The sequence below is a fragment of the Streptomyces sp. TAA486 genome, from assembly GCF_000426165.1.
On record NZ_AUEV01000017.1, the window covers coordinates 132,871 to 154,249 of the forward strand.

Genomic DNA, 21,379 nt, shown 5'->3' on the forward strand with positions numbered 1-21,379 from the left:
TGGGGTCCGGCCACGGCCGGTGCTGGAGATGAGCGGCGTCTGCACTGAGATGAACGGCTGACGAGGACGCTGGTCACGGCACTGTGCAGGTCGCGGGGCCTGCCGGACCCTGCTTTTCCTGCGCTTGGCGCAACGCCCGCTCCTTGCGCATGCAGCGACGCAACGGCTCCGGATCCACGCCGTCGTTGAAGGCCCGGTGGAGCAGCTTGGCAAACACGTAGTCCGGGTCGCTGCGAAGGGCGCGGTCGAGGGCGACCCTGGCTGACGGTCCGTCGCCGGCCGACCAGGAGACCCATCCCGCGAGCGTCAAGGGAGCTGCCGCGTGCTCGTCGTACGGCCCGACGCAGCGCCGGGACAAGGCCCGCCAGAGCCGTACCGCGGGGCCGCAGTCAGTGCCTTCCATCCACTCGGCGGCCCGGTCACGCGTCCTTCGGTCCTGAAGGCCGATGATCATCGCGGCCGCATCGTCATGGCCGAGGAGTTCGTCGTCGTGGGCATCCGCAAGGGAGACGTCGACTTCGTCGGGGAGGGCATCTCCGAACTGGATGATCAGTGACCAGGCCAGCCGGAGGGTCTCGGCCCTCACAGCCGCGCACTCGTCGGGGTCCAGCATGCGGGGGACGAGGGCCGAGCTCGCGGAATCAAGGGCCTGTTCCTGAGCCTGAGCCACGTCGGCACCGATGGCTGTGAGCCTCCGCTCCATCTCCCGGAGGGAGCCCCGCACCTGGATTCCCGCGAACGCGGCAGCGGCGGCCATCGCCGAAGTGCCGGCCTCGTCCTTGGGACGTCCCCCGGGCGGACAGCACTCGGAGTCCGGACAGCAGTACGACCTGTGGAAGCCGTCGGACAGGCACAACGCCTCAAAGACCGGGATCTCCCGGGCTCCGCAGGCAGTACGCAGCGCCTGGGCCAGCGGCCGCAGCTCCTCCATGACCTCCTCCCTCTTCTGGGCGGGGCCGGTGTCCTGGCAGAGGAAGACGATGGCCCCCTCGGGCCTCCGGTCGCGGGATTTCACCTCACTCTCCAGACACGCGGCAACCTGTTCGGCGACTGCGGGCCATTCGTCCCGGTCGGAGGGAATGCCGATCCTGATCCGGCCCCCGAAGCGTCCCCGGGGGCCGTGCAGGGCGACGACGACGATGGAGTCGTCGGGATAGAAGCCGAGGAGGTATGGCAGGGCATCGGCCAGCTCGGCGGGGTTGCGCAACGCGATCTCGCTCTTCGCCTCTGACGACGCATGGAGCGGGACCGGCACGATGCCGTCGGTCTCGCGGGTGCTCTCTTCGCGGTGGCCGTGGCGTGGGTTCTCTCGCTGTGTCATGAGGCAACCGTGCAGGTAGAGAGTCCAAGCTCGCCCCGAGTTATCCACAAGCACCCCGGTTAGTACTCCCGTCATATCGCAGGTCGGTTATCCACAGGCTCATTGGCCGAATGCGTCCGGCATCCGGTTGCATGGAGCCATGAACGACACGGAGCTGCGCCTCAAGGCCGATGCTGTTCTCGCCCGACTCGTCGGTGACCCTTCGGGCGAGTCCCGGCTGCGCGACGACCAGTGGCGTGCGATTGAGGCCCTGGTCGCCGAGCGGCGGCGGGCTCTCGTCGTCCAGCGCACGGGCTGGGGCAAGTCGGCGGTCTACTTCGTCGCGACGGCGCTGCTGCGGGCCGCCGGTGAGGGGCCCACGGTCATCGTCTCTCCCCTTCTTGCGTTGATGCGGAATCAGGTGGCGGCCGCGGAAGGGGCCGGTATCCGCGCGAGCACCATCAACTCCGCGAACACGCAGGAGTGGGAAGCGATCCAGGACGAGATCACCGAAGGCAATGTGGACGTACTGCTGGTGAGTCCGGAGCGGCTGAACAATCCCGATTTCCGGGATCAGGTCTTGCCCGAACTGACCGCGGCCACGGGTCTGCTCGTGGTGGACGAGGCTCACTGCATCTCGGACTGGGGTCACGATTTCCGGCCGGACTACCGCCGGCTGCGCACCATGCTCGCCGAGCTGCCGGCCGGCGTGCCCGTCCTGGCCACCACCGCCACCGCCAACGCCAGGGTGACGGCGGACGTAGCCGAGCAGCTCGGCACACACGCCCCTGCCGACGGCTCCGGCCCAGCGTCCAGGGAGGGCGCACTGGTGCTGCGCGGGCCGCTGGAGCGGGAGAGCCTCAGCCTCGGCGTGCTCAGGCTCCCCGACGCCGCCAACCGGATGGCATGGCTGTCCGACCACCTCGAAAAACTGCCGGGGTCCGGAATCATCTACACCCTGACCGTTGCCGCCGCGGAGGAGGTGACGACCTTCCTACGGGGCCGGGGACACACCGTGGCCGCCTACACGGGCCGATCGGAGAACTCAGAACGGGAGGCAGCCGAAGCGGACCTGCTGGCCAACCGGGTGAAGGCCCTGGTGGCGACATCGGCACTCGGCATGGGCTTCGACAAGCCCGACCTGGGATTCGTCGTCCATCTCGGCTCGCCCTCCTCCCCCATCGCCTACTACCAGCAGGTGGGCCGGGCAGGCCGCGGCGTCCAGCACGCGGATGTGCTGCTTCTGCCGGGCCGGGAGGACGAGGCGATCTGGCGCTACTTCGCCTCCCTCGCCTTCCCCTCCGAGGATCAGGTGCGCCGGACCCTGGACGTGCTGGGCGCCGCGGACCGTCCCCTGTCTCTGCCCGCGCTGGAACCGCAGGTGGAACTGCGCCGGTCGCGCCTCGAGACCATGCTGAAGGTCCTCGACGTGGACGGAGCGGTGCGGCGGATTCGGGGCGGCTGGACCGCCACGGGCCAGGCATGGGAGTACGACGCGGAACGGTACGCCTGGGTCGCGCGGCAACGGGAGGCCGAGCAGGAGGCCATGCGGGAGTACGCGGCGACGGCTGAATGCCGCATGGAGTTCCTGCGCCGGCAGCTCGACGACGAAGAAGCGGCAGCCTGCGGGCGCTGCGACAACTGCTCGGGCCCCCGGTTCACGGCCGATGTCTCCGCGGTCACGCTGGAGGCGGCCCGCGGCGAACTCGCCCGGCCCGGGGTCGAGGTGGAGCCCCGCAAGATGTGGCCGACCGGACTGCCGGCTGTCGGTATCGACCTGAAGGGGCGCATCCCGGCCGGTGAGCAGGCTGCCACCGGCCGCGCATTGGGGCGGCTCTCGGACATCGGCTGGGGCAACCGGCTCCGTCCGCTGCTCGCGCCGGGGACGGACGACGCTCCGGTGCCTGACGATGTCGTGGCGGCGGTGGTGGATGTGCTCGCCGACTGGGCCAAAGCACCCGGTGGCTGGGGCACGGGCGCCCCGGACGCTCCGTCCCGCCCGGTCGGTGTGGTCACCGTCGACTCGCGCACCCGGCCCCAACTGGTGCGGTCGCTGGGCGATCGCATATCGGAGATCGGGCGCATGCCTCTGCTCGGCACGGTCACCTACGGAGAAGGCACTCCACACGGCGCGCCCGCGCGCAGCAACGGGGCACAACGGCTTCGTGCCCTGCACGGCTCGTTGACCCTGCCCGAGCCGCTGGCGGCGGCAGTGGCGGAAGCGAACGGTCCGGTGCTGCTGGTGGACGATTTCACGGACACCGGCTGGACCCTCGCGGTGACGGCACGACTGCTGCTGCAAGCCGGGGCGCAAGGGGTCCTGCCGTTGGTCCTCGCCGTACAGGGGTGACCGGGTGCGCGGCGTCGGTGCCGCCGCGCACACCGGGGCAGGGCAGTGGCCCTGCCCTCGTCCACTCAGAGGAGCTGGCGCAACCGCTGCGGGTCACCGACGACAATCAGGCTGCGTCCTGCCTTGGCGAGCGCGGCGGGCAGGGCCTCGGCGGCCTGCGCGTCCGTACCTCCGTTGACGGCAAGGACAACGACGCCCCGCCGCGTGACGCGTGACGTCGCCGAGGTGTGCACGCAGAAGACGTCCTCAGCGTCGGCTAGTTGACGCCAATAGGCGTCCTCACCGAAGGAGAGTTCGTGCTGGGCCCACGGATGCTGCTCGCCGGTCGTGACGACAAGAACGTCACCCGGCGAAGTTCCCTCGTCGAGAAGCTTGTCCACGGTTTCGTCCGCTACGTCCACGGCCGTCGCGTCGGTGGCGGTGACCAGTTCGATCGCCGCAGCGGTGCGGGCGGGCGCGGCGGTTGCGCGCTGCGAACCACTGCGCACGGAGCCGGGACGGGCCGGGGTCGGTCCCTTTCTGTCCGCGCGCGGCGGTGTGGGACGCGAAGGTGCCCTGGGGCCTGGGATGGGTGCTGCGGGACGGGAAGCCTGCGGAGTCCGGGTCGCTGCCGCGGAGTTGCGGCTGCCCTGGGCGCTCTCCTGAATCTGTGGCTCCTCGGGAGTGAGAGGCATGAGGGATTGTCTATCAAACGCCGGAACGAGCTGCGTAAGCGGGTTCGGCCAGGGATTTCCAGGTCGGATCCCAGGTCTCGGGGACCCGTCTCAGAAGAAGCCCATCTGCTCGGCGGCCGGGGTGTCTTCGTCCGGGACGACGCGCGTGCGCTTCAGGTGCTGCCAGCGTGGCAGGGCATCCATGAACGCCCACGACATCCGGTGAAGCGGAGTGGGGCCGAACGCCTGCAGCGCCGTCTTGTGCACCGGAGAGGGGTAACCGGCGTTGTCCGCGAAGGCGAAGTCGGCGTGGTCCGCTCCGATTTCGGCCATGAGGGCATCCCTGCGCACCTTGGCCAGAACGGAGGCAGCCGCCACGGAGATGCACGACTGGTCGCCCTTGATGACGGTCCGCACCTGCCAGGGAGTGCCGAGATAGTCGTGCTTGCCGTCGAGGATCACCGCGTCCGGGCAGACGGGCAGGGCATCGAGCGCGCGCGACGCGGCCAGCCGGAGCGCCGCCGTCATACCCAGCGCGTCGATCTCCTCGGAGGAGGAATGGCCGAGGGCATGAGCGGAGACCCATTCGTCGAGAACACCGGCGAGTTCCGTGCGCCGCTTCACCGTGAGGAGCTTGGAGTCGGTGAGTCCCTCCGGCGGTCGCCGCAGCCCCGTGACTGCGGCGCACACGGTGACCGGCCCGGCCCAGGCTCCCCTGCCCACTTCGTCGATCCCGGCCACGACTTTGGCACCCGTCTTGGCGCGGATCGACCGCTCGACGCGATGGGTGGGAGGCATGATCGGCATGGCCGGATCAGCGTAGCGCCGTTCCTCCGCTTCTTGCCCGGCGGGCCCGGCACAAGGGCCGGTGCTCCTTTGTCCGTCGTGCAGTGGGCCGTCCCATGTGCCGTGCGGAGCTTGGGCCTTGCCATCCGGACGGACCGTCTGGCCGTCGTCTGCGGGGTCTTGAGGTTCGGCGTTCATGATGATGCGTTCACGTTGCGTCGTTCGGTTCTCGTCGGCCACGTGGGGCGTCCGCTCGGTTGCCACCTTTGGCTCCCGGCCGACGGCCACGCGGCGTCACGTTCAGGTTCCGTACGAGCGCGGTGTGCACCATTGCTCGAAGGGGCGGTCGAGGTGGTAGCGCCCGTCCTTTCCCAATTCCAGCGTACGGGTCTCCGCGTTTCCCGGGTTCGACAGCGATTCGAACTCCGCGACGGTCCAGTGCAGCCACCGCATGCAGAAGAGCCGCATGGTCAGGCCGTGCGTGACGATCAGGACGTTCGGCGGATGATCGGGGCGCTCGAAGCTGCGCCAGAGGCTTTCCAGAAACGCGCCGGCCCTGTCATAGACGTCCGCGCCGGACTCCCCCTGCGCGAAGCGGTAGAAGAAGTGCCCGTAGGCGTTCCGGTACTGCTTCTGCTTCCGTACGTCCTCGCGGTCCTGCCAGTTCCCCCAGTCCTGCTCCCGCAGGCGCGGCTCCTCGCGTACACGCAGCAGGGCCGGGTCGAGCGCGAAGGCGGCGAGCGTCTGGAGCGTGCGCCGGTACGGGGAGACGTAGGCGGAGACACTCTCCTCGCCGAAGAGCGCCCGCAGCTGCTCACCGGTCGCCTCGGCCTGCCGCACGCCCTTCTCCGTCAGCGCCAGGGCATGATCGGGCACGCGCTCGTAGATGCTGTCGTCGTAGTTCCCCTCCGACTCTCCGTGCCGGACCAGGACGATGCGCCTCGGTCGTGCCATATGGCCACTCTATGGCGCGTGGCAGAAGTCAGACGGTCCACGAGGGCTCGAGGTCGATCACGTCACCGGCGATCCCGGTCACATCGGCTCCGATCTGGGCACGGAGTGCGAGCCGTTCCACCCGCTCCGTGCGGTACTTGCCGTGCTCCGCCGCGGAGTCCCACATCGAGAGCACCATGAACTCGTCCTCGGTCTGCGCCTGCGTGAACACTCCGCGCAGCATGCCCGGCGATCCGGCCATCGCCGGGTTCCAGACCTTTTCCTGCATCAGCGTGTAGTGCTCGATGCGGTCGCCGCGCACACGGCAGTGAGCGACGCGCAGCAGATCGGCGTCGGCAAAGACCGGCCGGAAACCGGTCTTCACATCGAAGCGGTACTCGAAGAGCCGGACGCGCATGTCCTTGTAGGTGCCGACCTGGGCCGCGTGCAGCCGGTCGTGGGAGCGCGCCATGAACGAGTCGTAGAAGGCACGGCTCTCCCAGAATCCAAAGAGGTGCGCCACGTTCTCCCTGGAACGGCTCCATCCACCGCCCTGCCCCCGGAAACCCGGCTCACCGAGCAGCCCAGCCCACTTCCGCTGTCCCCGTTCGAACCCCCGACGGTCCACGACGGTGCAGCGCATCCACTTGACCAGCACTGCGCCATGGTACGGCCAACCGGGTGACAAGCCGTACGCATACGGTCCCCGGCGCGGAGGATCCACGCCTTCGGCACCGGCGCATCACCGCTTGCGACCGTCTCCGTCGGCAGCCGCGGCGGCGACCAGATACTCGGCGTAGGTCCTGCGGCCCACAGCGTGTCCGGGCGTCGTGTGGTGCCCGGCCCGGTAGCCCCGGGCGGCCTTGCCCGCGAGAGGAACGGGCAGCAGCGGACGGCGTCGCCGGTACGCGTACAAAGTCAGCTGCGCAAGCTCTCGGGAGGTGCGCACCTCGGGGCCGCCCATGTCGTCCACCCGTCCCGCAGGTGCTCCGAGGGCCAGTCCCACCAGGCGGTCCGCGACCTCCCCCACCTCGACCGGCTGGAAGGACAACCCGGCGGGATAGAGCGTGACGGGCAACCATCGCTGGACCGTCGTGACGCGCGCGATCAGGTCGTGGAACTGGGTGGCGCGGAGAATCGTCCACGGCAGCCCGCTGCCCTGGACGATCCGCTCGGCCTCCGCCTTCGCCCGGTAGTAGAAGAACGGCACAAGATCGACGCCCACGATGGAGATATAGATCAGGTGGGCCCCGCCTCCGGATCGGCTGAGCGCCTCGGTCAGCCGTTGCGTCGCCATGACGTCCTTGCCGGTGCCGGTCGTGGCGCAGTGGATGACGCTTCCCACCCCGGCCACCGCCTCGTCGAGCCCGGCGCCCGAGGTGAGATCGCCCGTCGCCCACTCCGGCTCCGGCGCTTCTCCGACCGTCTTGCTCCGGGTCCGGTCGTGCGGGCGCGGACGGCGGCTGAGCACCCTGACCGCGTGCCCGGCCTCCAGCAACTTCCGTACGACTGCCTGTCCGAGCGTCCCCGTTCCGCCGGTGACCAGGATGGGACCCTCCGGACCGTCGCCCGTCCTGCTTGCGCCGTCCGTCATCGGTTCGTCCATGCCAACCATCCTGCGCCAGAGCCGCGACCGCGCCCAGCGCGTACCCGCACCCGCGCCCCTACGGTCAGGCTCCTGTTCGTGCGACGCTGCCAGATCCCGGTCCGTACAAGCGAATGCGGGGACCGGTGCGTGCCGGTCCCCGCATTCGCGGCCCTGTCAGGCCTCACACATCAGCAGTCGTCAGCTGCATCCGCTGGTCGAGCCGCATCCCTCGCAGAGGTAGCAGCTGCCCGCGCGGCGCATCTTCGTGCCGCAGGAGAAGCACAGCGGCGCGTCGGCGTTGAGGCCGAGCTGCATCTCCATCAGCTCCGTGGAGTTGTGGGCACCGCCGGGCGCGGGGACCGGAGCCTGTGACTCGCCGACCCCCTCGGCCTTGGCTTCCTCCTTGGCCTCTTCCTTAGCCTTCTCCTTGGCCTCCCTGACGGTCTCGGCCTTCGGCGCGGACTGGGCGAGGCCCTCCACGTCGAGCTCCTCCTCGGACGGCTCGTACGAGCCCGTCTCCAGGTGACGCTGACGCTCGCTCGCGGAGTGGATGCCCAGTGCGGAACGTGTTTCGAAGGGCAGGAAGTCCAGGGCCAGACGCCGGAAGATGTAGTCGACGATCGACTGCGCCATGCGCACATCCGGATCGTCGGTCATCCCCGCCGGCTCGAAGCGCATGTTCGTGAACTTCGAGACGTACGTCTCCAGCGGCACCCCGTACTGCAGGCCCACCGAGACGGCGATGGAGAAGGCGTCCATCATGCCCGCGAGGGTCGAACCCTGCTTGGACATCTTCAGGAAGACCTCGCCCAGCCCGTCGTCCGGGTAGGAGTTGGCCGTCATGTAACCCTCGGCGCCACCCACCGTGAAGGAGGTGGTGATGCCGGGCCGGCCCTTGGGCAGACGCTGCCGCACCGCCCGGTACTCGACGACCTTCTCCGGCTCGGCCTTCTCTTCCTTGCGCTTGGCGGAGAGCGGCTGGCCGACCTTCGAGTTCTCGACGTAGACGGCGAGCGCCTTCGTGCCGAGTTTCCAGCCCTGCAGATAGATCTCCTCGACGTCCTCGACGGTGGAGGACGCCGGCATGTTCACCGTCTTGGAGATCGCGCCCGAGAGGAACGGCTGAGCCGCGGCCATCATCCGCACATGCCCCATCGGGGAGATGGAGCGCTCCCCCATGGCGCAGTCGAAGACGTCGTAGTGCTCGGGCCGCAGGCCCGGCGCGTCGACGATGTTGCCGTGCTCCGCGATGTGCTCGACGATCGCCTCGACCTGCTCCGCCGGGTAACCGAGCCGCTTGAGCGCCTTGGGCACGGTGTTGTTCACGATCTGCATCGAGCCGCCGCCGACGAGCTTCTTGAACTTCACCAGGGCCAGGTCGGGTTCGACTCCGGTGGTGTCGCAGTCCATCATCAGCCCGATGGTGCCGGTCGGTGCCAGCACGGACGCCTGCGCGTTGCGGAAGCCGTGCTTCTTGCCGAGTCGCAGCACGTCCTGCCACGCCTCGCTGGCCGCCGCCCACACCGGGGTGTCCAGGTCGTCGGCGCGCCGCGCCAAGTCATTGGCACCGGAGTGCTGCCGCATCACGCGGTTGTGCGCGTCGGAGTTACGTGCGTAGCCCTCGTACGGACCGACCACTCCGGCCAGTTCGGCCGAGCGCCGGTAGGACGTGCCCGTCATCAGCGAGGTGATGCTCCCGGCGAGCGCACGGCCGCCGTCGGAGTCGTACGCGTGGCCCGTGGCCATGAGCAGCGCGCCCAAGTTGGCGTAGCCGATGCCCAGTTGACGGAAGGCACGCGTCGTCTCCCCGATCTTCTCGGTCGGGAAGTCGGCGAAGCAGATGGAGATGTCCATCGCGGTGATGACCAGTTCGACGACCTTCGCGAAGCGCTCGGCGTCGAAGGACTGGTGGCCCTCGTCGTCGTCCCGCAGGAACTTCATCAGGTTCAACGAGGCGAGGTTGCAGGACGAGTTGTCCAGGTGCATGTACTCGCTGCACGGGTTGGAGGCGGTGATCCGGCCCGATTCCGGCGAGGTGTGCCAGTGGTTGATGGTGTCGTCGTACTGGATGCCCGGGTCGGCGCAGACGTGTGCCGCCTCGGCCATCTTCCGGAAGAGTGCCTTCGCGTCGACCTCGTCGACGACCTCGCCCGTCATGCGCCCGCGGAGGGCGAACTTCGAGCCGGACTCGACCGCCTTCATGAACGAATCGGTCACGCGCACCGAGTTGTTGGCGTTCTGGTACTGGACGGACGTGATGTCGTCGCCGCCGAGATCCATGTCGAAGCCCGCGTCGCGCAGGGCACGGATCTTCTCCTCCTCCTTGACCTTCGTCTCGATGAAGGCCTCGACGTCCGGGTGGTCGACGTCGAGCACGACCATCTTGGCGGCCCGGCGTGTGGCGCCGCCCGACTTGATCGTGCCGGCGGAGGCGTCCGCTCCGCGCATGAAGGAGACGGGCCCGGAGGCGTTGCCGCCGGAGGAGAGCAGCTCCTTGGAGGAGCGGATGCGGGAAAGGTTCAGACCGGCCCCGGAACCGCCCTTGAAGATCATCCCCTCTTCCTTGTACCAGTCGAGGATCGACTCCATGGAGTCGTCCACGGAGAGGATGAAGCAGGCGGAGACCTGCTGCGGCTGAGTCGTCCCCACGTTGAACCAGACCGGGGAGTTGAAGCTGAAGATCTGGTGGAGCACGGCGTGGGCCAGCTCGTGCTCGAAGATCTCCGCGTCCTCCGGGGCGGCGAAGTAGCCGTGCTCCTCACCGGCCGCGCGGTAGGTCTTCACCACGCGGTCGATCAGCTGCTTGAGGCTGTTCTCACGCTGTGGCGTCCCCACCGCGCCGCGGAAGTACTTGCTGGTCACGATGTTTGTCGCGTTCACCGACCAGAAGGCGGGGAATTCGACGCCACGCTGCTCGAAGTTGACCGAGCCGTCGCGCCAGTTGGTCATGACGACGTCACGGCGCTCCCACTCCACCTCGTCGTAGGGATGAACCCCAGGAGTGGTGTGGATGCGCTCGATCCGGAGCCCCTTCGCCACCTTGCCGCCCTTCACGCGGGAGCCGCGTGCCGGGCCGCTCGTCGTCTCTGTCATTCCGCCTCCCTGTACGGGCATAACGCCCCGATGCGCCCCGAATCTTCCCGGGACACCTTGCTGGTTCCATGGCTCTCGGCGGCACGCGCCACGATGCGCACCCCCGCCGGAGCCCAGGGTCTTCTCGACGCTCCGACGCTCAGTCGGCAGCGGATGCCGTTACCGGCGCTCCCTGACCACCGCCCGCGCCGTCGGCGCCGCTCTCCCCGCGGCCACCACGGGCCTCGCGAGGCTCCTGCACTCCCGGCTCCCCCTCGCCCCCGTCACCTTCGCCGCCTGCGCCGTTGCCGGCCGGCGGGCCGTCCGCGCGGGCCTCCCGCAGCTCCGTCACGGCATCCTCGAAGTCCTCGAGGGAGTCGAAGGCGCGGTAGACGGAGGCGAACCGCAGGTAAGCCACGAGATCGAGGTCCTGGAGCGGGCCGAGTATCGCGAGTCCGACGTCGTGCGTGGACAGCTCGGCGCTGCCCGTCGCTCTGGCGGCCTCCTCGACCCGCTGGCCGAGCTGAGCCAGCGCATCCTCGGTGACCGGGCGACCCTGACACGCCTTGCGGACGCCGGCGATCACCTTGTCCCGGCTGAAGGGCTCGGTGACACCGCTGCGCTTGATCACCATCAGGGACGCGCTCTCCACGGTGGTGAAGCGGCGGGAGCAGTCGGGGCACTGGCGGCGCCGCCTGATGGCAGTGCCGTCGTCGGTGGTCCGGCTGTCGACCACGCGACTGTCGGGGTGCCGGCAGAAGGGACAGTGCATTTCCACCCTCCTTGAGCCTGCGAAAGCCCGCCTCGTGCATGACTGTTGCGCCCTCGCGCGGCCCCTTCAGGGGTCCGCGAAGTTGCCACAAGCATAGTCCACAAGCTCCCAACTGGGAGCAGGGGGACCACAACTTGTGGTGGCGCGCGCCAATCTAACCACTAGATCTGGTGCTAGCACGCCAGTTGATGGAAAGCGTGTCGGGATACGCGACAGCAGACGAGAGTACGCGAGAGCGGATGCGCCCCCCGTGGGCGGGGCGCGCCTGCGACACTCTGTGGGACGGCGCCGACGCTCGGCAGCATGCGGCATCTACACCGCGGGCACGAACCACCGCCAGCCGATCCCGGGATTTTCACTCGAACGTGTGTTTGGCGCAACCTTTCGAAACCAACTACCGTTGTCCCACTAGGGAGAAACGCTCGAGAGGGGCCGACGTGACCACCACAGCAAACAGCGCCACCATCACGTCCCAGAACCGTGCCGCACAGTCGCTGGACCACATCCCGCCGGTGGCACCGGTGGACGACGCGGACGGCGCGCTGGACGCGGAGGCGCAGGAAGCGCAGCAGGCGAAGCGCTCGCTGCCGGGGCGACCTCCCGGTATCCGTGCCGACAGTTCGGGACTCACAGACCGCCAACGCCGCGTGATCGAGGTGATCCGTGACTCGGTGCAGCGCCGGGGCTACCCACCGTCCATGAGGGAGATCGGTCAGGCCGTCGGCCTCTCCAGCACCTCTTCGGTGGCGCATCAGCTCATGGCGCTGGAGCGCAAGGGCTTCCTGCGGCGCGACCCGCACCGTCCGCGCGCCTACGAGGTGCGCGGCTCGGACGCACCGGCCACCCAGGTCACCACCGACACCACGGGCAAGCCCTCCGCCTCGTACGTACCGCTGGTCGGCCGGATCGCCGCCGGTGGCCCGATCCTCGCGGAAGAGTCGGTCGAGGACGTCTTCCCGCTGCCGCGTCAACTCGTCGGTGACGGCGAGCTGTTCGTGCTCAAGGTGGTCGGCGACTCGATGGTCGAGGCGGCCATCTGCGACGGCGACTGGGTCACCGTGAGGCGTCAGCCCGTCGCTGAGAACGGTGACATCGTCGCGGCCATGCTCGACGGCGAGGCCACCGTCAAGCGCTTCAAGCGCGAGGACGGTCACGTGTGGCTGCTGCCGCACAACTCCGCGTATCAGCCCATCCCTGGTGACGACGCGACGATCCTCGGCAAGGTCGTCGCGGTGCTGCGCAGGGTCTGAGGGCCCGCGCAAGGCCCGGGCCCCGGGCCCCTCGCGAGTAACGGGCCGCCGGTTCCACTGCGCCGGAACCGGCGGCTCCGCCGTGTGCACACTCGCGGCTATGCCTTCGTGGCACTCTTCCCGGCCCCGGCCGCGGATTCCTTGGCCTTCGCGTCGATGGCGGCCAGTGAACGCCGCACCTGATTGCGGTCCGTCGTGTACCAGAAGTCGGGCATCGAGGCCCGGAGAAAGCCCCCGTAACGCGCCTTCTCGAGCCTCGGATCCAGCACCGCGACCACACCGCGGTCCCCGCAGGCCCGCACGAGCCGCCCCGAGCCCTGCGCCATCAGCAGGGCCGCGTGCGTGGCCGCGACGGCCATGAAGCCGTTGCCGCCGTGCTCCTCGACCGCCTTCTGCCGGGCGCTCATCAGCGGGTCGTCGGGGCGCGGGAAGGGAATGCGGTCCATCACCACCAGCTGGCAGTTCGCCCCCGGGACGTCGACGCCCTGCCAGAGCGAGAGAGTGCCGAACAGGCAGGTCTCGGCGTCCTCCGCGAAGCGGCGGATCAGCTCGCCCAGCGTCTCCTCGCCCTGAAGCAGGATCGGGACCTCGAGCCGGCCGCGCAGATCCTCCGCGGCGGTCTGGGCGGCCCGCATGGAGGAGAAGAGCCCCAGCGTACGGCCGCCTGCCGCGCCCACCAGATCGGCCAGCTCGTCGAGCATGTCGCTCCGCGACGGCTCGCGGCCGGGCGGCGCCAGATGCCGGGCGACGTACAGGATCCCCTGCTTGCGGTAGTCGAAGGGGGAGCCCGCGTCGAGGCCGCGCCACTGCGGGGTCTCGTGCTGCGAGGCCTCGCCGTCGCCGCCCGGGGAGTCGTCGTCGAGCACGTGCTCGGCAGCGAGGCCGAGTGAGGCCCCGACACCGTTGAAGTCGCCGCCGAGCTTGAGCGTGGCCGAGGTGAGGACGACCGAGCGGTCGGCGAACAGCTTCTCGCGAAGCAGCCCGGCGACGGACAGCGGCGCGACACGCAGCGAGGACCCGTAGCGGTCGTGCCGCTCGTACCAGATCACGTCGAACTCGGAGGCCTCCACGACGCGTTCGGCGACGTCGTGCACGTTCTCCATCGACGCCAGGGCCTGCTTGCGCACCGCGTCCTCGTCCTGCACGGACCTGTCGCGGGTGTTGCCCAGAGCCGTGACCCCGGCGCGAGTGGCGTCACGCAGCGCCATGAGGACGTGCCCGAGATCGTCGGGGACGACTTCGAGCCGGCCGGGCAGGGCCAGCTCCATCACCCTCTCGAAGCCCTCCGCGGCCGTCTGGAGCCGGTCGGCGGTCTTCTCGTCGATGAGCTTCGCGGCGCGGCGGACCGCTCGGTTGACGCCGCCGGGCGTCAGTTCGCCGGTGGCCACGCCCGTGACCCGCGAGACCAGTTCGTGGGCCTCGTCGACGATCAGCACTTCGTGCGCCGGCAGCACCGAGGCGTCCTCGATCGCGTCGATCGCGAGCAGCGCGTGGTTCGTGACGATGACCTCCGCGAGCTTGGCCCGCTCGCGCGCGCTCTCGGCGAAGCACTCCGCCCCATAGGCGCACTTCGTGGCGCCCAGGCACTCGCGAGAAGAGACCGACACCTGGGACCAGGCGCGGTCGGAGACGCCGGGCCGCAGATCGTCCCTGTCCCCGGTCTCCGTCTCGCCGGACCAGTCGCGCAGCCGCAGCAGGTCCTTGCCGAGGGTGGACGTGGGCGCCGCCGCCTCGAAAGGATCGAAGAGGCCGTCCTCCTCTTCCTGCGGTACGCCCTCGTTCAGCCGGTGCAGGCACACGTAGTTGGAACGGCCCTTGAGCATGGCGAACGGGGCGCGGCGGCGCAGCAGCGGATGAAGCGCCTCGACCGTACGGGGCAGGTCTCGCTCCACGAGCTGCCGCTGCAGGGCGAGCGTGGCCGTGGCGATCACGACCGGCTCTCCGTGCGCCAGCGCGGGAACGAGGTAGCCCAGGGACTTGCCGGTGCCGGTTCCCGCCTGGATCAACAGATGGGTGCCGTCACCGACCGCCTCTGCGACGGCTTCGGCCATGGTCACCTGACCAGGCCGTTCCGTACCACCGACAGCGGTGACGGCAGCGTGCAGGAGCTCGGTGAGGGCGGGCTTGCTCATAGATCCGACACCCTACGCGGCGCCTCTGACACCGCGTCCGCTCCCGGTCGGCTCACGCCAGGTGGAGGGGGTTGGCGACGGTGCCGTGGACAGCGGCGTGCGGGCGCTCGGAGCTGTCGCGGTAGCCGTCCATGTGCAGACGGTTCCGGTTGAGGCAGAGCCGTTCGATGCGCGGAGTGAGCAGGTCGAAGGTCGAGAAACGGTCCTTCAGCTCGGGGAAGCGGGCGTGGTGGCGCTCGGTCTCCGCGCGCAGCAGCGACCAGAACTCCCCCTCCGGAACCTGCAGTTGCTCCTCGCACAGCGGAGCGAGATAGCGGAAGACGCCGACGAAGAGCCCGGAGTGGATGAACTGGGTGAGGAACTGCGGAGGCTCGGTCAGCAGCACCTCGCGCACCTCGTCGGGCATGTCCTCCAGCTCGGGCAGCGGATCGGCGCTCACGTTGACGTCGTCGACGAAGTCCTTGACGGCCAGCCGTACGGGCACGTCGTCCTCGTCGAAGACCACGATCGCATTCTCGCCGTGCGGCGAGAAGACCGTCCCGTAGCGGTAGAGGAAGTGCAGCAGCGGAGGCAGGAGGGCCGCGAAGAGGCGGCGCAGCCACACGCGGGGCGGCAGCCCGGAACGCTCGACGAGCTCAGCGGTGAGCGACTTCTCGCGTGCGTCGGTGTGGATCAGGGAGGCGAGGGTCCGGGCCCGCTCACCGGATTCGAGCTGCCCGGTCAGCGGCTCGCGCCAGATGCAGCCCAGCAGTTCGCGGTACTGGTACGGAACCTGCGGCAGCCTGTCGTAGAGGGGGTGCCTGACGGTCACGGAGGCGACCTCGCCGAGCAGGATCACCCGGCACTCGTCGCGCAGGAAGGCGTCGCGGTCGCGCAGCCCGTGGATCCACCGCGTGACGGCCGGCGCCGCGAGGGTCCGTTCCGTCGGAAGACCGCGCCAGACAAGGGTGTTGAGCACGGAGAGCGGCAGCTTGACCGTGTGCCGTTCGGGGCGGCTGGTGTTGAGGAAGGTCCGAACCGACTGCTGGGCCAGGCGCAGGTCCCCGTCGGTGCGCAGCGGGACGATGTCGCCCTTGGCGAGCGAGTCGGCGAAGAGCGGCACGATGGTCTCGTCCCACTGCCAGGGGTGTACGGGCAGGAACAGGTAGTCCTCGGAGGGCAGTCCGCGCGAGCGCAGTGTGTGGCGGAACTCCCGGAGGGTGTCGGGTCCGAGTTCGCGCTCGTAGAGCCGGTGCGGCTCGGCGAGCGTGGGGACGCCCCTGTAGTCGGCGAGCCCGGTGCGCACCGCGAGCCAGGGAAGGCACTGCTCGCGGCGCGCCTCGGGAGCCCAACGCGCCGCGTCCGACACGGAGAAGCCCAGGCGGCCCTTGTTCGCGACGAGCCAGGGGTGCCCCTTCTGGTGTCCTTCGAGTTCCGCGTAGCCGAGCTCGGCGAGGCGGGCGGCGGGCAGTTCCCGCTCGTTGAGCCGTACGTCTGCGAGGAGTGTGACGGACAGTTCGCGGATGAAGTGGCCGGTGGTGTCGCCGGTCAGCCCCAGAAGGGTCTCGTGGGCGCGGAGCAGGAAGGCGAACGGGTCCGTGCCGGCCGGGGTCAGTGAGGCCGGGTCGATGATCCAGTGTCCGTAGGCGCCGAGACGGGCGCGGAAGCGGATCGTGAGGTCGTCGCTGACGCGGAGGCGGTACGGGCGCGTGGCGGGGGCGCCCGGCGATGCAGCGGCTGGGGCGGCCTGTTCCGTGCCGGACCGGCCCTCGGACCCGGCACGGGACTCGGTCCCGGTCTCGGTGTCCTGCTCCGTGCGGGGCTCCTTGTCCGCCTCCGTGTCGGGCTCCGGCCGGATGATCTCCTCGTACGCCAACTCGCTGATCATCTTCACGAGTAACCGTCTGCCGGCCCTGCGCCAGCTGTCCGGGTCCATTCCCGGCGGCAGGCTCATCTCGCCGGGGCCGCGGGGATCGTCGTGGGATTCGTCGGAAGCCGGCAGGTGCACTGTGAGATTCCTTTGCTCGGGGCCAGGACAGGAAGGCCGGGGCAGGGCCGTCAGAGCACTTCGCGCAACGCCCGGTCCCGGACCATGAGCGCCGCGCGCTTCCCGGGCAGATCGACCTCCGCCGACAGCCGGAACCCGGCGCTCAGGAACGCCGCGACGGAGGCGACGTTGCGTACGTCCGGCTCGGCCAGCACCCGGCCGCAGCGCGGCCGTTGGTCGAGGACGAGGTCGGCGACGGCGCGCAGCAGCGCCGTGCCGATGCCGCGGCCGCGGTCGGGCACGCCGCCGATGAGCAGGTGCAGGCCGGTGTCGTGGGGTTTGGCGCTGCAGTACCGGGCGATCGGGTCGAGGTCCGCGCGGTAGATCTCCCAGTAGCTCATCGGGACGCCGTCCAGGAGGCCGAGGCAGGGGACGCTGCGTCCGTCGCCCTCCAGCTGGGCCCGCAGGTGCTTCCCCGTCACCTCCTGGGGGCCTGACAGCTCCCAGAAGGCCGCCACAGCAGGGTCGTTCATCCAGGCGGCGATCAGCGGCAGATCGCGGTCCATGCGGACCGGCACGAGCCTCATGGTGCCCACCGGCGTCCGCGACGACGGCCAGTCGCCGACGCGGTCGAGCAGGTCGGATTCCCGGGTCTGCCGCGAAGCCGCGGGATGCTCCGCCGGTAAGTCCCTTCCCTGACGGCCGTGTTGACCCTGGCCGTCAGGGACGCCGAGTGCTCCGTACCGCTCGTGTTCGGCCAGAAGCGCCGCCAGGTCACCGGAGAGCCCCAGGTCGAGAGTGTCGTCGCTGCCCGATACGCCGGACGGCACGGACTCCCCCTGTGCGCCGGGCTGTCCGGAGGTCTCCGGTGTGCCGGAGGCAGCGGGGTGGGGACGGTTCACGTGAGCGCAACTCCCTTCGCGGCCCTCACACCGGTCACCGGCACAGCGGGTTGGTGACGGTGACGTACACGGACTGGGTGTCGACGGGGCCGACGAGTTCGTCCATGCCGTGCAGCCGCGTGAGCAGATTCGCCTTGCAGCGCAGCGTCGGCGACTCCAGCAGCAGGGCGGGCAGCGCCGATACGGGACCGCCCTCGCCCGTGCGGGCGCGCACCCGGAGGAACTGCCGCGCGGCGGCGAGCAACACCCCCTCGTCCGCGAGCCGTTGGACGCCGAAGGCACCGATCAGCCCGAGGACGTTGTTGATGCCGAGGTAGTACGCGAAGCGCTCGTCGGCCACGTCGTCGTCGACGAAGGAGTCGCTGTCCACGCCGAGTTGCATGCCGGGCAGCCGCTGCTGGAGTGCGTCGCGCCGCGACGCGCGGAAGTAGTAGCCCTGGTTGTCGCGGTAGCGGCCGCCGCACGGCCAGCCGGCACCGTCGAGCAGCACCAGAGTGTTCTGCTGATGGGCCTCCAGGGCGATACCGGCGTGTGCGTCCAGCCACAGCACGGGCCGGACCACGGCGTCGAGGTAGCGCAGGAACCACTCGGTGGAGACGGTCCTGACGGGCCGGTCCGTCCGCGCGGCGAGGCCTTCCACGATGTCGGCCAGGCGTGAGCGCAGCGCCCCGTGCGGCACACCGGGCCGGGGCTGCTCGGCGGTCAGGCCGGCGACGCAGACCGCGTCGTCCGACGGCTCGAAGGGGTTGTGCCGGATGACGGTGTCCAGACCCTGCACGGGCAGCCCGTCGGGCCCGTCGACCCCGAGCCACGCCGGGTCGCGGACGATGTCGAAGCCCGGGTGCACCGCGCGCCACTGCGCGCCGAGGCCCGAGCGCAGCAGCCTGTGCACCTCCAGGCCGCGAAGCAGCTCCTTGCGGAGGTTCTCACGGCGGGAGTTGGTGATCGGCAGGCCCAGGGAGAGCTTGAGCATCGCAGGCCCGCCCGGCCGCGCCACCGTGCGCACGGACGACGTGGGGTGCCAGACGTCACCCGCCTCGCCCATGTCGTGCAGGAGCCCGTCGGCGAGGAGGCGGGCCACGGCGGGACGGTGCGAGAGGCTGCGGGCCTGCCAGGGGTGCAGCGGCAACGGCACTGTCCCGGCAGGGAGTCGGGACGTCAGCGCCTCGCCCGCGAGCCGGGCGGCGAGCTGCTGGGCACTGACGGCGCGGCCGCGTTCCGTCCAGGCCGAGTCGCACGCGACGACGGACTCGTCCACGGCGATCCAGTGGAGTGGGAAGGCCGCTCGCGTTTCCGGTGAGTAGGCCCGGCACTCCTCGTCGGAGAGACCCTGGCGGCTCTTGGGCGCCGGGTGCAGCGGGTGTCCCAGGACGAGCGACTGTTCGGCGTCCAGGAATGGGCCGTTTCCCGGCGGGAGTTCGGGTGCCGCACAGCGCTCGGCGAGGAACCCGGTGGCGCGGCGCACGGAATCGGCGACACGGGCGACGAGGTCGGCGGCGTCGACGGAGGCGGGAGCAGCCGCGAGGGGCGCGACGGGGGCGGGACCGCCGCTTCCGTGCAGGGCCTCGGGGCGGTCGGCGCGGCTCCGGTGAACGGCCTCGCGCGCGATGAGTGCGGCGAGGGCCACGGCGTCGAGCGGCGCGGCACCGCTACGGGCGCCGTCCAGGAGCGGCGGTCCGAAGTCGTGCCGTCCGCTGGGCGACCAGTAGCGCACCGGGACGCGGAGGACCACACCGGTGGCGTCCATGGGGAGCACGAGGGTGTCCCGGTCCTGTGCCGGCCGTGGGATGTCGTTCTCCCGTACCCAGCAGCACAGCAGGTTGTTGACGGCGGCGGCGTCCGCCGTCCGGGCCGGGTCGTCCGTCCCGGCCTCCGCAACCGCGGGCACGTCCGTACGGGCGGTACGCGCGGGGCTCTGCGCCTGCTCGGGCAGGAGCGCGGAGGGCGCCGGCGCGGGGGCGGGGGCGGAGGACGGGCCGGCAGGGGTGGAAGGGACACGTGATCCGGACGGGGCGGGTGGTACGGGTGCCGAGTGCGGTACCGGAGTACCGGTCTCCTCACGGACGAGCTCACGCGGGACTGACCGGTCCGCTCCGGTACGGGCGTTCACAGAGGTCTCCTCCGGTGTCGACTCGGCGCCGCAGAAGAGCGGGCCGCCTCCCCCGTCCGTACCAACGAAGCCGGAGCGCCCTGATCACGGGCGACGTGAAGATCTGTGACGTGAACCGGTCGGAACGTGGACCCTGCCGGTCCCGTCCCCCACCCCACGGGGCATAGTTTCCCCTGGCTCCGCCGGTGCGGCCCCGGGCCGCCCGTACGGGTGGAGGCTCCAACTCGCCGCCCCGCAGAGGGCCGTGACAATTCAAGAGGCACAAGGACATTCAGGGGGAGTTCATTCATGTCAGCCGACACAGGGCACGTGCGGCGACGGCGTACGGCGCTGGCCGTCGCGGCGGTCGTCGCCGCACTCGCCGTCACGGCCACCGCGTGCGGGCCTGAGGACGACAACGCGGGCGGCGATCCCAGCGCCTCGCAGTCCGCCGAGCAGGACCAGAAGAAGCGGGACCTGGGCCTTCCGGAGAACCTGCCCAAGGACCTGCCCAGCTCCCTCGAGGACCTGGACAAGTGGCGCAACGGCGAGTGGAAGAACTGGGACCGGGACGAATGGCTGCGCCGGGCCAAGGAGTTCATCAACCCGGTCATCGATGACCTCTGGGACCCGGACCGGATGAAGGACGCCGACGGGAACGACCGCAAGGTCGACGAGGACGAGATCGACGACGGCGGGAGCGGCGGCGACACGGACGAGGGCCACACCGACCCCACCCCCGCGCGCGTGCCCGCCAAGCAGGTCAAGCTCCCCTACACCAAGTCGAGTCCGCCGGTCGGCAAGGTGTTCATGGACACTCCACAGGGCTCGATGGTCTGTTCCGGCACCGTCGTCACCGATCCACGGCACCCCGGCAAGTCCAACCTCGTTGCGACCGCGGGCCACTGTGTGCACGCGGGCCGGAGCGGCGGCTGGTTCCGCAACGTCGTCTTCGTGCCCCGCTACAACCCGAAGGGCCTCTCGAACGCGCAGCTGGCGAAGGCGGCGCGGAAGGACGTCGCCCCTGACGGCGTCTGGTGGGCGAAGTACGCACGTACCACCGACCACTGGATCCGGAACGGGTCGAAGACGGGCGGCAAGGGTGCGCCCCAGGACTTCGCCGTGATGAAGGTTCGCCCCGAGGACCGGAGGTCCGGTCCCTCGCTGGAGGAGACCGTGGGCAAGGCGGCGAAGGTCAACTTCAACACGCCCCGGGTGAAGGCGATCCCCGGCCTGACCGCCCACGGCTACCCGGCCGCGCCGCCGTTCGACGGGACGAAGATGCTCACCTGCGCGGGCAAGCCGGCGCGTCTGACGCTCGACACCCGTCAGCCCACGATGTACCGCCTCGGCTGCACCATGACCGGCGGTTCGTCCGGAGGCGGATGGCTCAGCCCGAGCGGCAAGGAACTGTTCTCGGTCACGTCCGTCGGCCCCGTCGAGGGCGGCTGGCTCGCCGGACCGCGCATCGGCAGGGAAGCCAAGGGCGTCTTCGACAGCCTCTCCGCCAAGTAACCGCGAACGTCGGGTGTTCAGGGCGGGCGCATCCCGCTTGCCCTGAACACCCCGCTCTCGGCTGCCTCTTC

14 protein-coding genes and 1 pseudogene are annotated in these 21,379 nt (G+C 70.2%); 3 read left to right on the forward strand and 12 right to left on the reverse strand.

Annotated features, from left to right (window positions below):
• Nucleotides 1–73: 73 nt before the first annotated feature.
• Nucleotides 74–1,321 carry a DUF4192 domain-containing protein gene (locus I004_RS40460; RefSeq protein WP_078511698.1) on the reverse strand — a complete coding sequence of 416 codons (1,248 nt, stop codon included), beginning with the start codon at nt 1,319–1,321 and terminating at the stop codon, nt 74–76.
• A 139-nt stretch (nt 1,322–1,460) separates the two neighbouring features.
• Between I004_RS40460 and I004_RS0123000 the strand changes: the two genes are divergently transcribed.
• Nucleotides 1,461–3,650 carry a RecQ family ATP-dependent DNA helicase gene (locus I004_RS0123000; protein WP_028437444.1) on the forward strand — a complete coding sequence of 730 codons (2,190 nt, stop codon included), beginning with the start codon at nt 1,461–1,463 and terminating at the stop codon, nt 3,648–3,650.
• A 65-nt stretch (nt 3,651–3,715) separates the two neighbouring features.
• Here the strand turns inward: I004_RS0123000 and I004_RS39600 are convergent, their stop codons facing one another.
• From I004_RS39600 to nrdR, 7 genes are all read right to left on the reverse strand, one after another.
• A complete protein-coding gene (locus tag I004_RS39600; RefSeq protein ID WP_078511672.1) occupies nt 3,716–4,324 on the reverse strand; it encodes a hypothetical protein in 609 nt (202 codons plus the stop codon).
• A 90-nt stretch (nt 4,325–4,414) separates the two neighbouring features.
• The gene (locus I004_RS0123010) at nt 4,415–5,110 is read right to left on the reverse strand and encodes a ribonuclease HII (RefSeq protein WP_028437446.1); all 696 of its coding nucleotides are present in this window, start codon (nt 5,108–5,110) and stop codon (nt 4,415–4,417) included.
• A gap of 279 nt (nt 5,111–5,389) precedes the next feature.
• Nucleotides 5,390–6,043: a histidine phosphatase family protein gene (locus tag I004_RS0123015; protein WP_028437447.1), complete on the reverse strand. Its 654-nt coding sequence runs from the start codon at nt 6,041–6,043 to the stop codon at nt 5,390–5,392.
• 28 nt (nt 6,044–6,071) lie between these two features.
• Complete coding sequence (locus I004_RS0123020) at nt 6,072–6,680, reverse strand: YdbC family protein (RefSeq protein ID WP_028437448.1); 609 nt, start codon at nt 6,678–6,680, stop codon at nt 6,072–6,074.
• A gap of 84 nt (nt 6,681–6,764) precedes the next feature.
• Nucleotides 6,765–7,628 carry an SDR family oxidoreductase gene (locus I004_RS0123025; RefSeq protein ID WP_486580178.1) on the reverse strand — a complete coding sequence of 288 codons (864 nt, stop codon included), beginning with the start codon at nt 7,626–7,628 and terminating at the stop codon, nt 6,765–6,767.
• A gap of 180 nt (nt 7,629–7,808) precedes the next feature.
• On the reverse strand, nt 7,809–10,703 hold the full coding sequence (locus I004_RS0123030; protein ID WP_028437450.1) for a vitamin B12-dependent ribonucleotide reductase: 2,895 nt from the start codon (nt 10,701–10,703) through the stop codon (nt 7,809–7,811).
• Nucleotides 10,704–10,842: 139 nt separating this feature from the next.
• Nucleotides 10,843–11,454, reverse strand: a complete 612-nt coding sequence (gene nrdR / locus I004_RS0123035) for a transcriptional regulator NrdR (RefSeq protein WP_028437451.1) — start codon at nt 11,452–11,454, stop codon at nt 10,843–10,845.
• Between the two features lie 575 nt (nt 11,455–12,029).
• On the opposite strand from nrdR, the pseudogene lexA reads away from it, so the two are divergent.
• Nucleotides 12,030–12,704 (forward strand): annotated as a pseudogene (gene lexA, locus I004_RS0123040) (transcriptional repressor LexA); the annotation flags it as partial.
• A 98-nt stretch (nt 12,705–12,802) separates the two neighbouring features.
• Here lexA and I004_RS0123045 read toward each other — a convergent pair.
• From I004_RS0123045 to I004_RS35520, 4 genes are all read right to left on the reverse strand, one after another.
• Entirely contained in the window at nt 12,803–14,836 is a 2,034-nt protein-coding gene (locus I004_RS0123045) for an ATP-dependent DNA helicase (RefSeq protein ID WP_028437453.1), read from the reverse strand.
• Nucleotides 14,837–14,888: 52 nt separating this feature from the next.
• Nucleotides 14,889–16,769: an IucA/IucC family protein gene (locus tag I004_RS0123050; RefSeq protein WP_028437454.1), complete on the reverse strand. Its 1,881-nt coding sequence runs from the start codon at nt 16,767–16,769 to the stop codon at nt 14,889–14,891.
• 104 nt (nt 16,770–16,873) lie between these two features.
• Complete coding sequence (locus I004_RS0123055; protein ID WP_028437455.1) at nt 16,874–17,704, reverse strand: GNAT family N-acetyltransferase; 831 nt, start codon at nt 17,702–17,704, stop codon at nt 16,874–16,876.
• Between the two features lie 34 nt (nt 17,705–17,738).
• The gene (locus I004_RS35520; protein WP_078511674.1) at nt 17,739–19,814 is read right to left on the reverse strand and encodes an IucA/IucC family protein; all 2,076 of its coding nucleotides are present in this window, start codon (nt 19,812–19,814) and stop codon (nt 17,739–17,741) included.
• Nucleotides 19,815–20,102: 288 nt separating this feature from the next.
• Here I004_RS35520 and I004_RS0123065 point away from each other — a divergent pair, with 288 nt between their 5' ends.
• Nucleotides 20,103–21,308: a hypothetical protein gene (locus tag I004_RS0123065; RefSeq protein ID WP_051345333.1), complete on the forward strand. Its 1,206-nt coding sequence runs from the start codon at nt 20,103–20,105 to the stop codon at nt 21,306–21,308.
• Nucleotides 21,309–21,379: the final 71 nt, after the last annotated feature.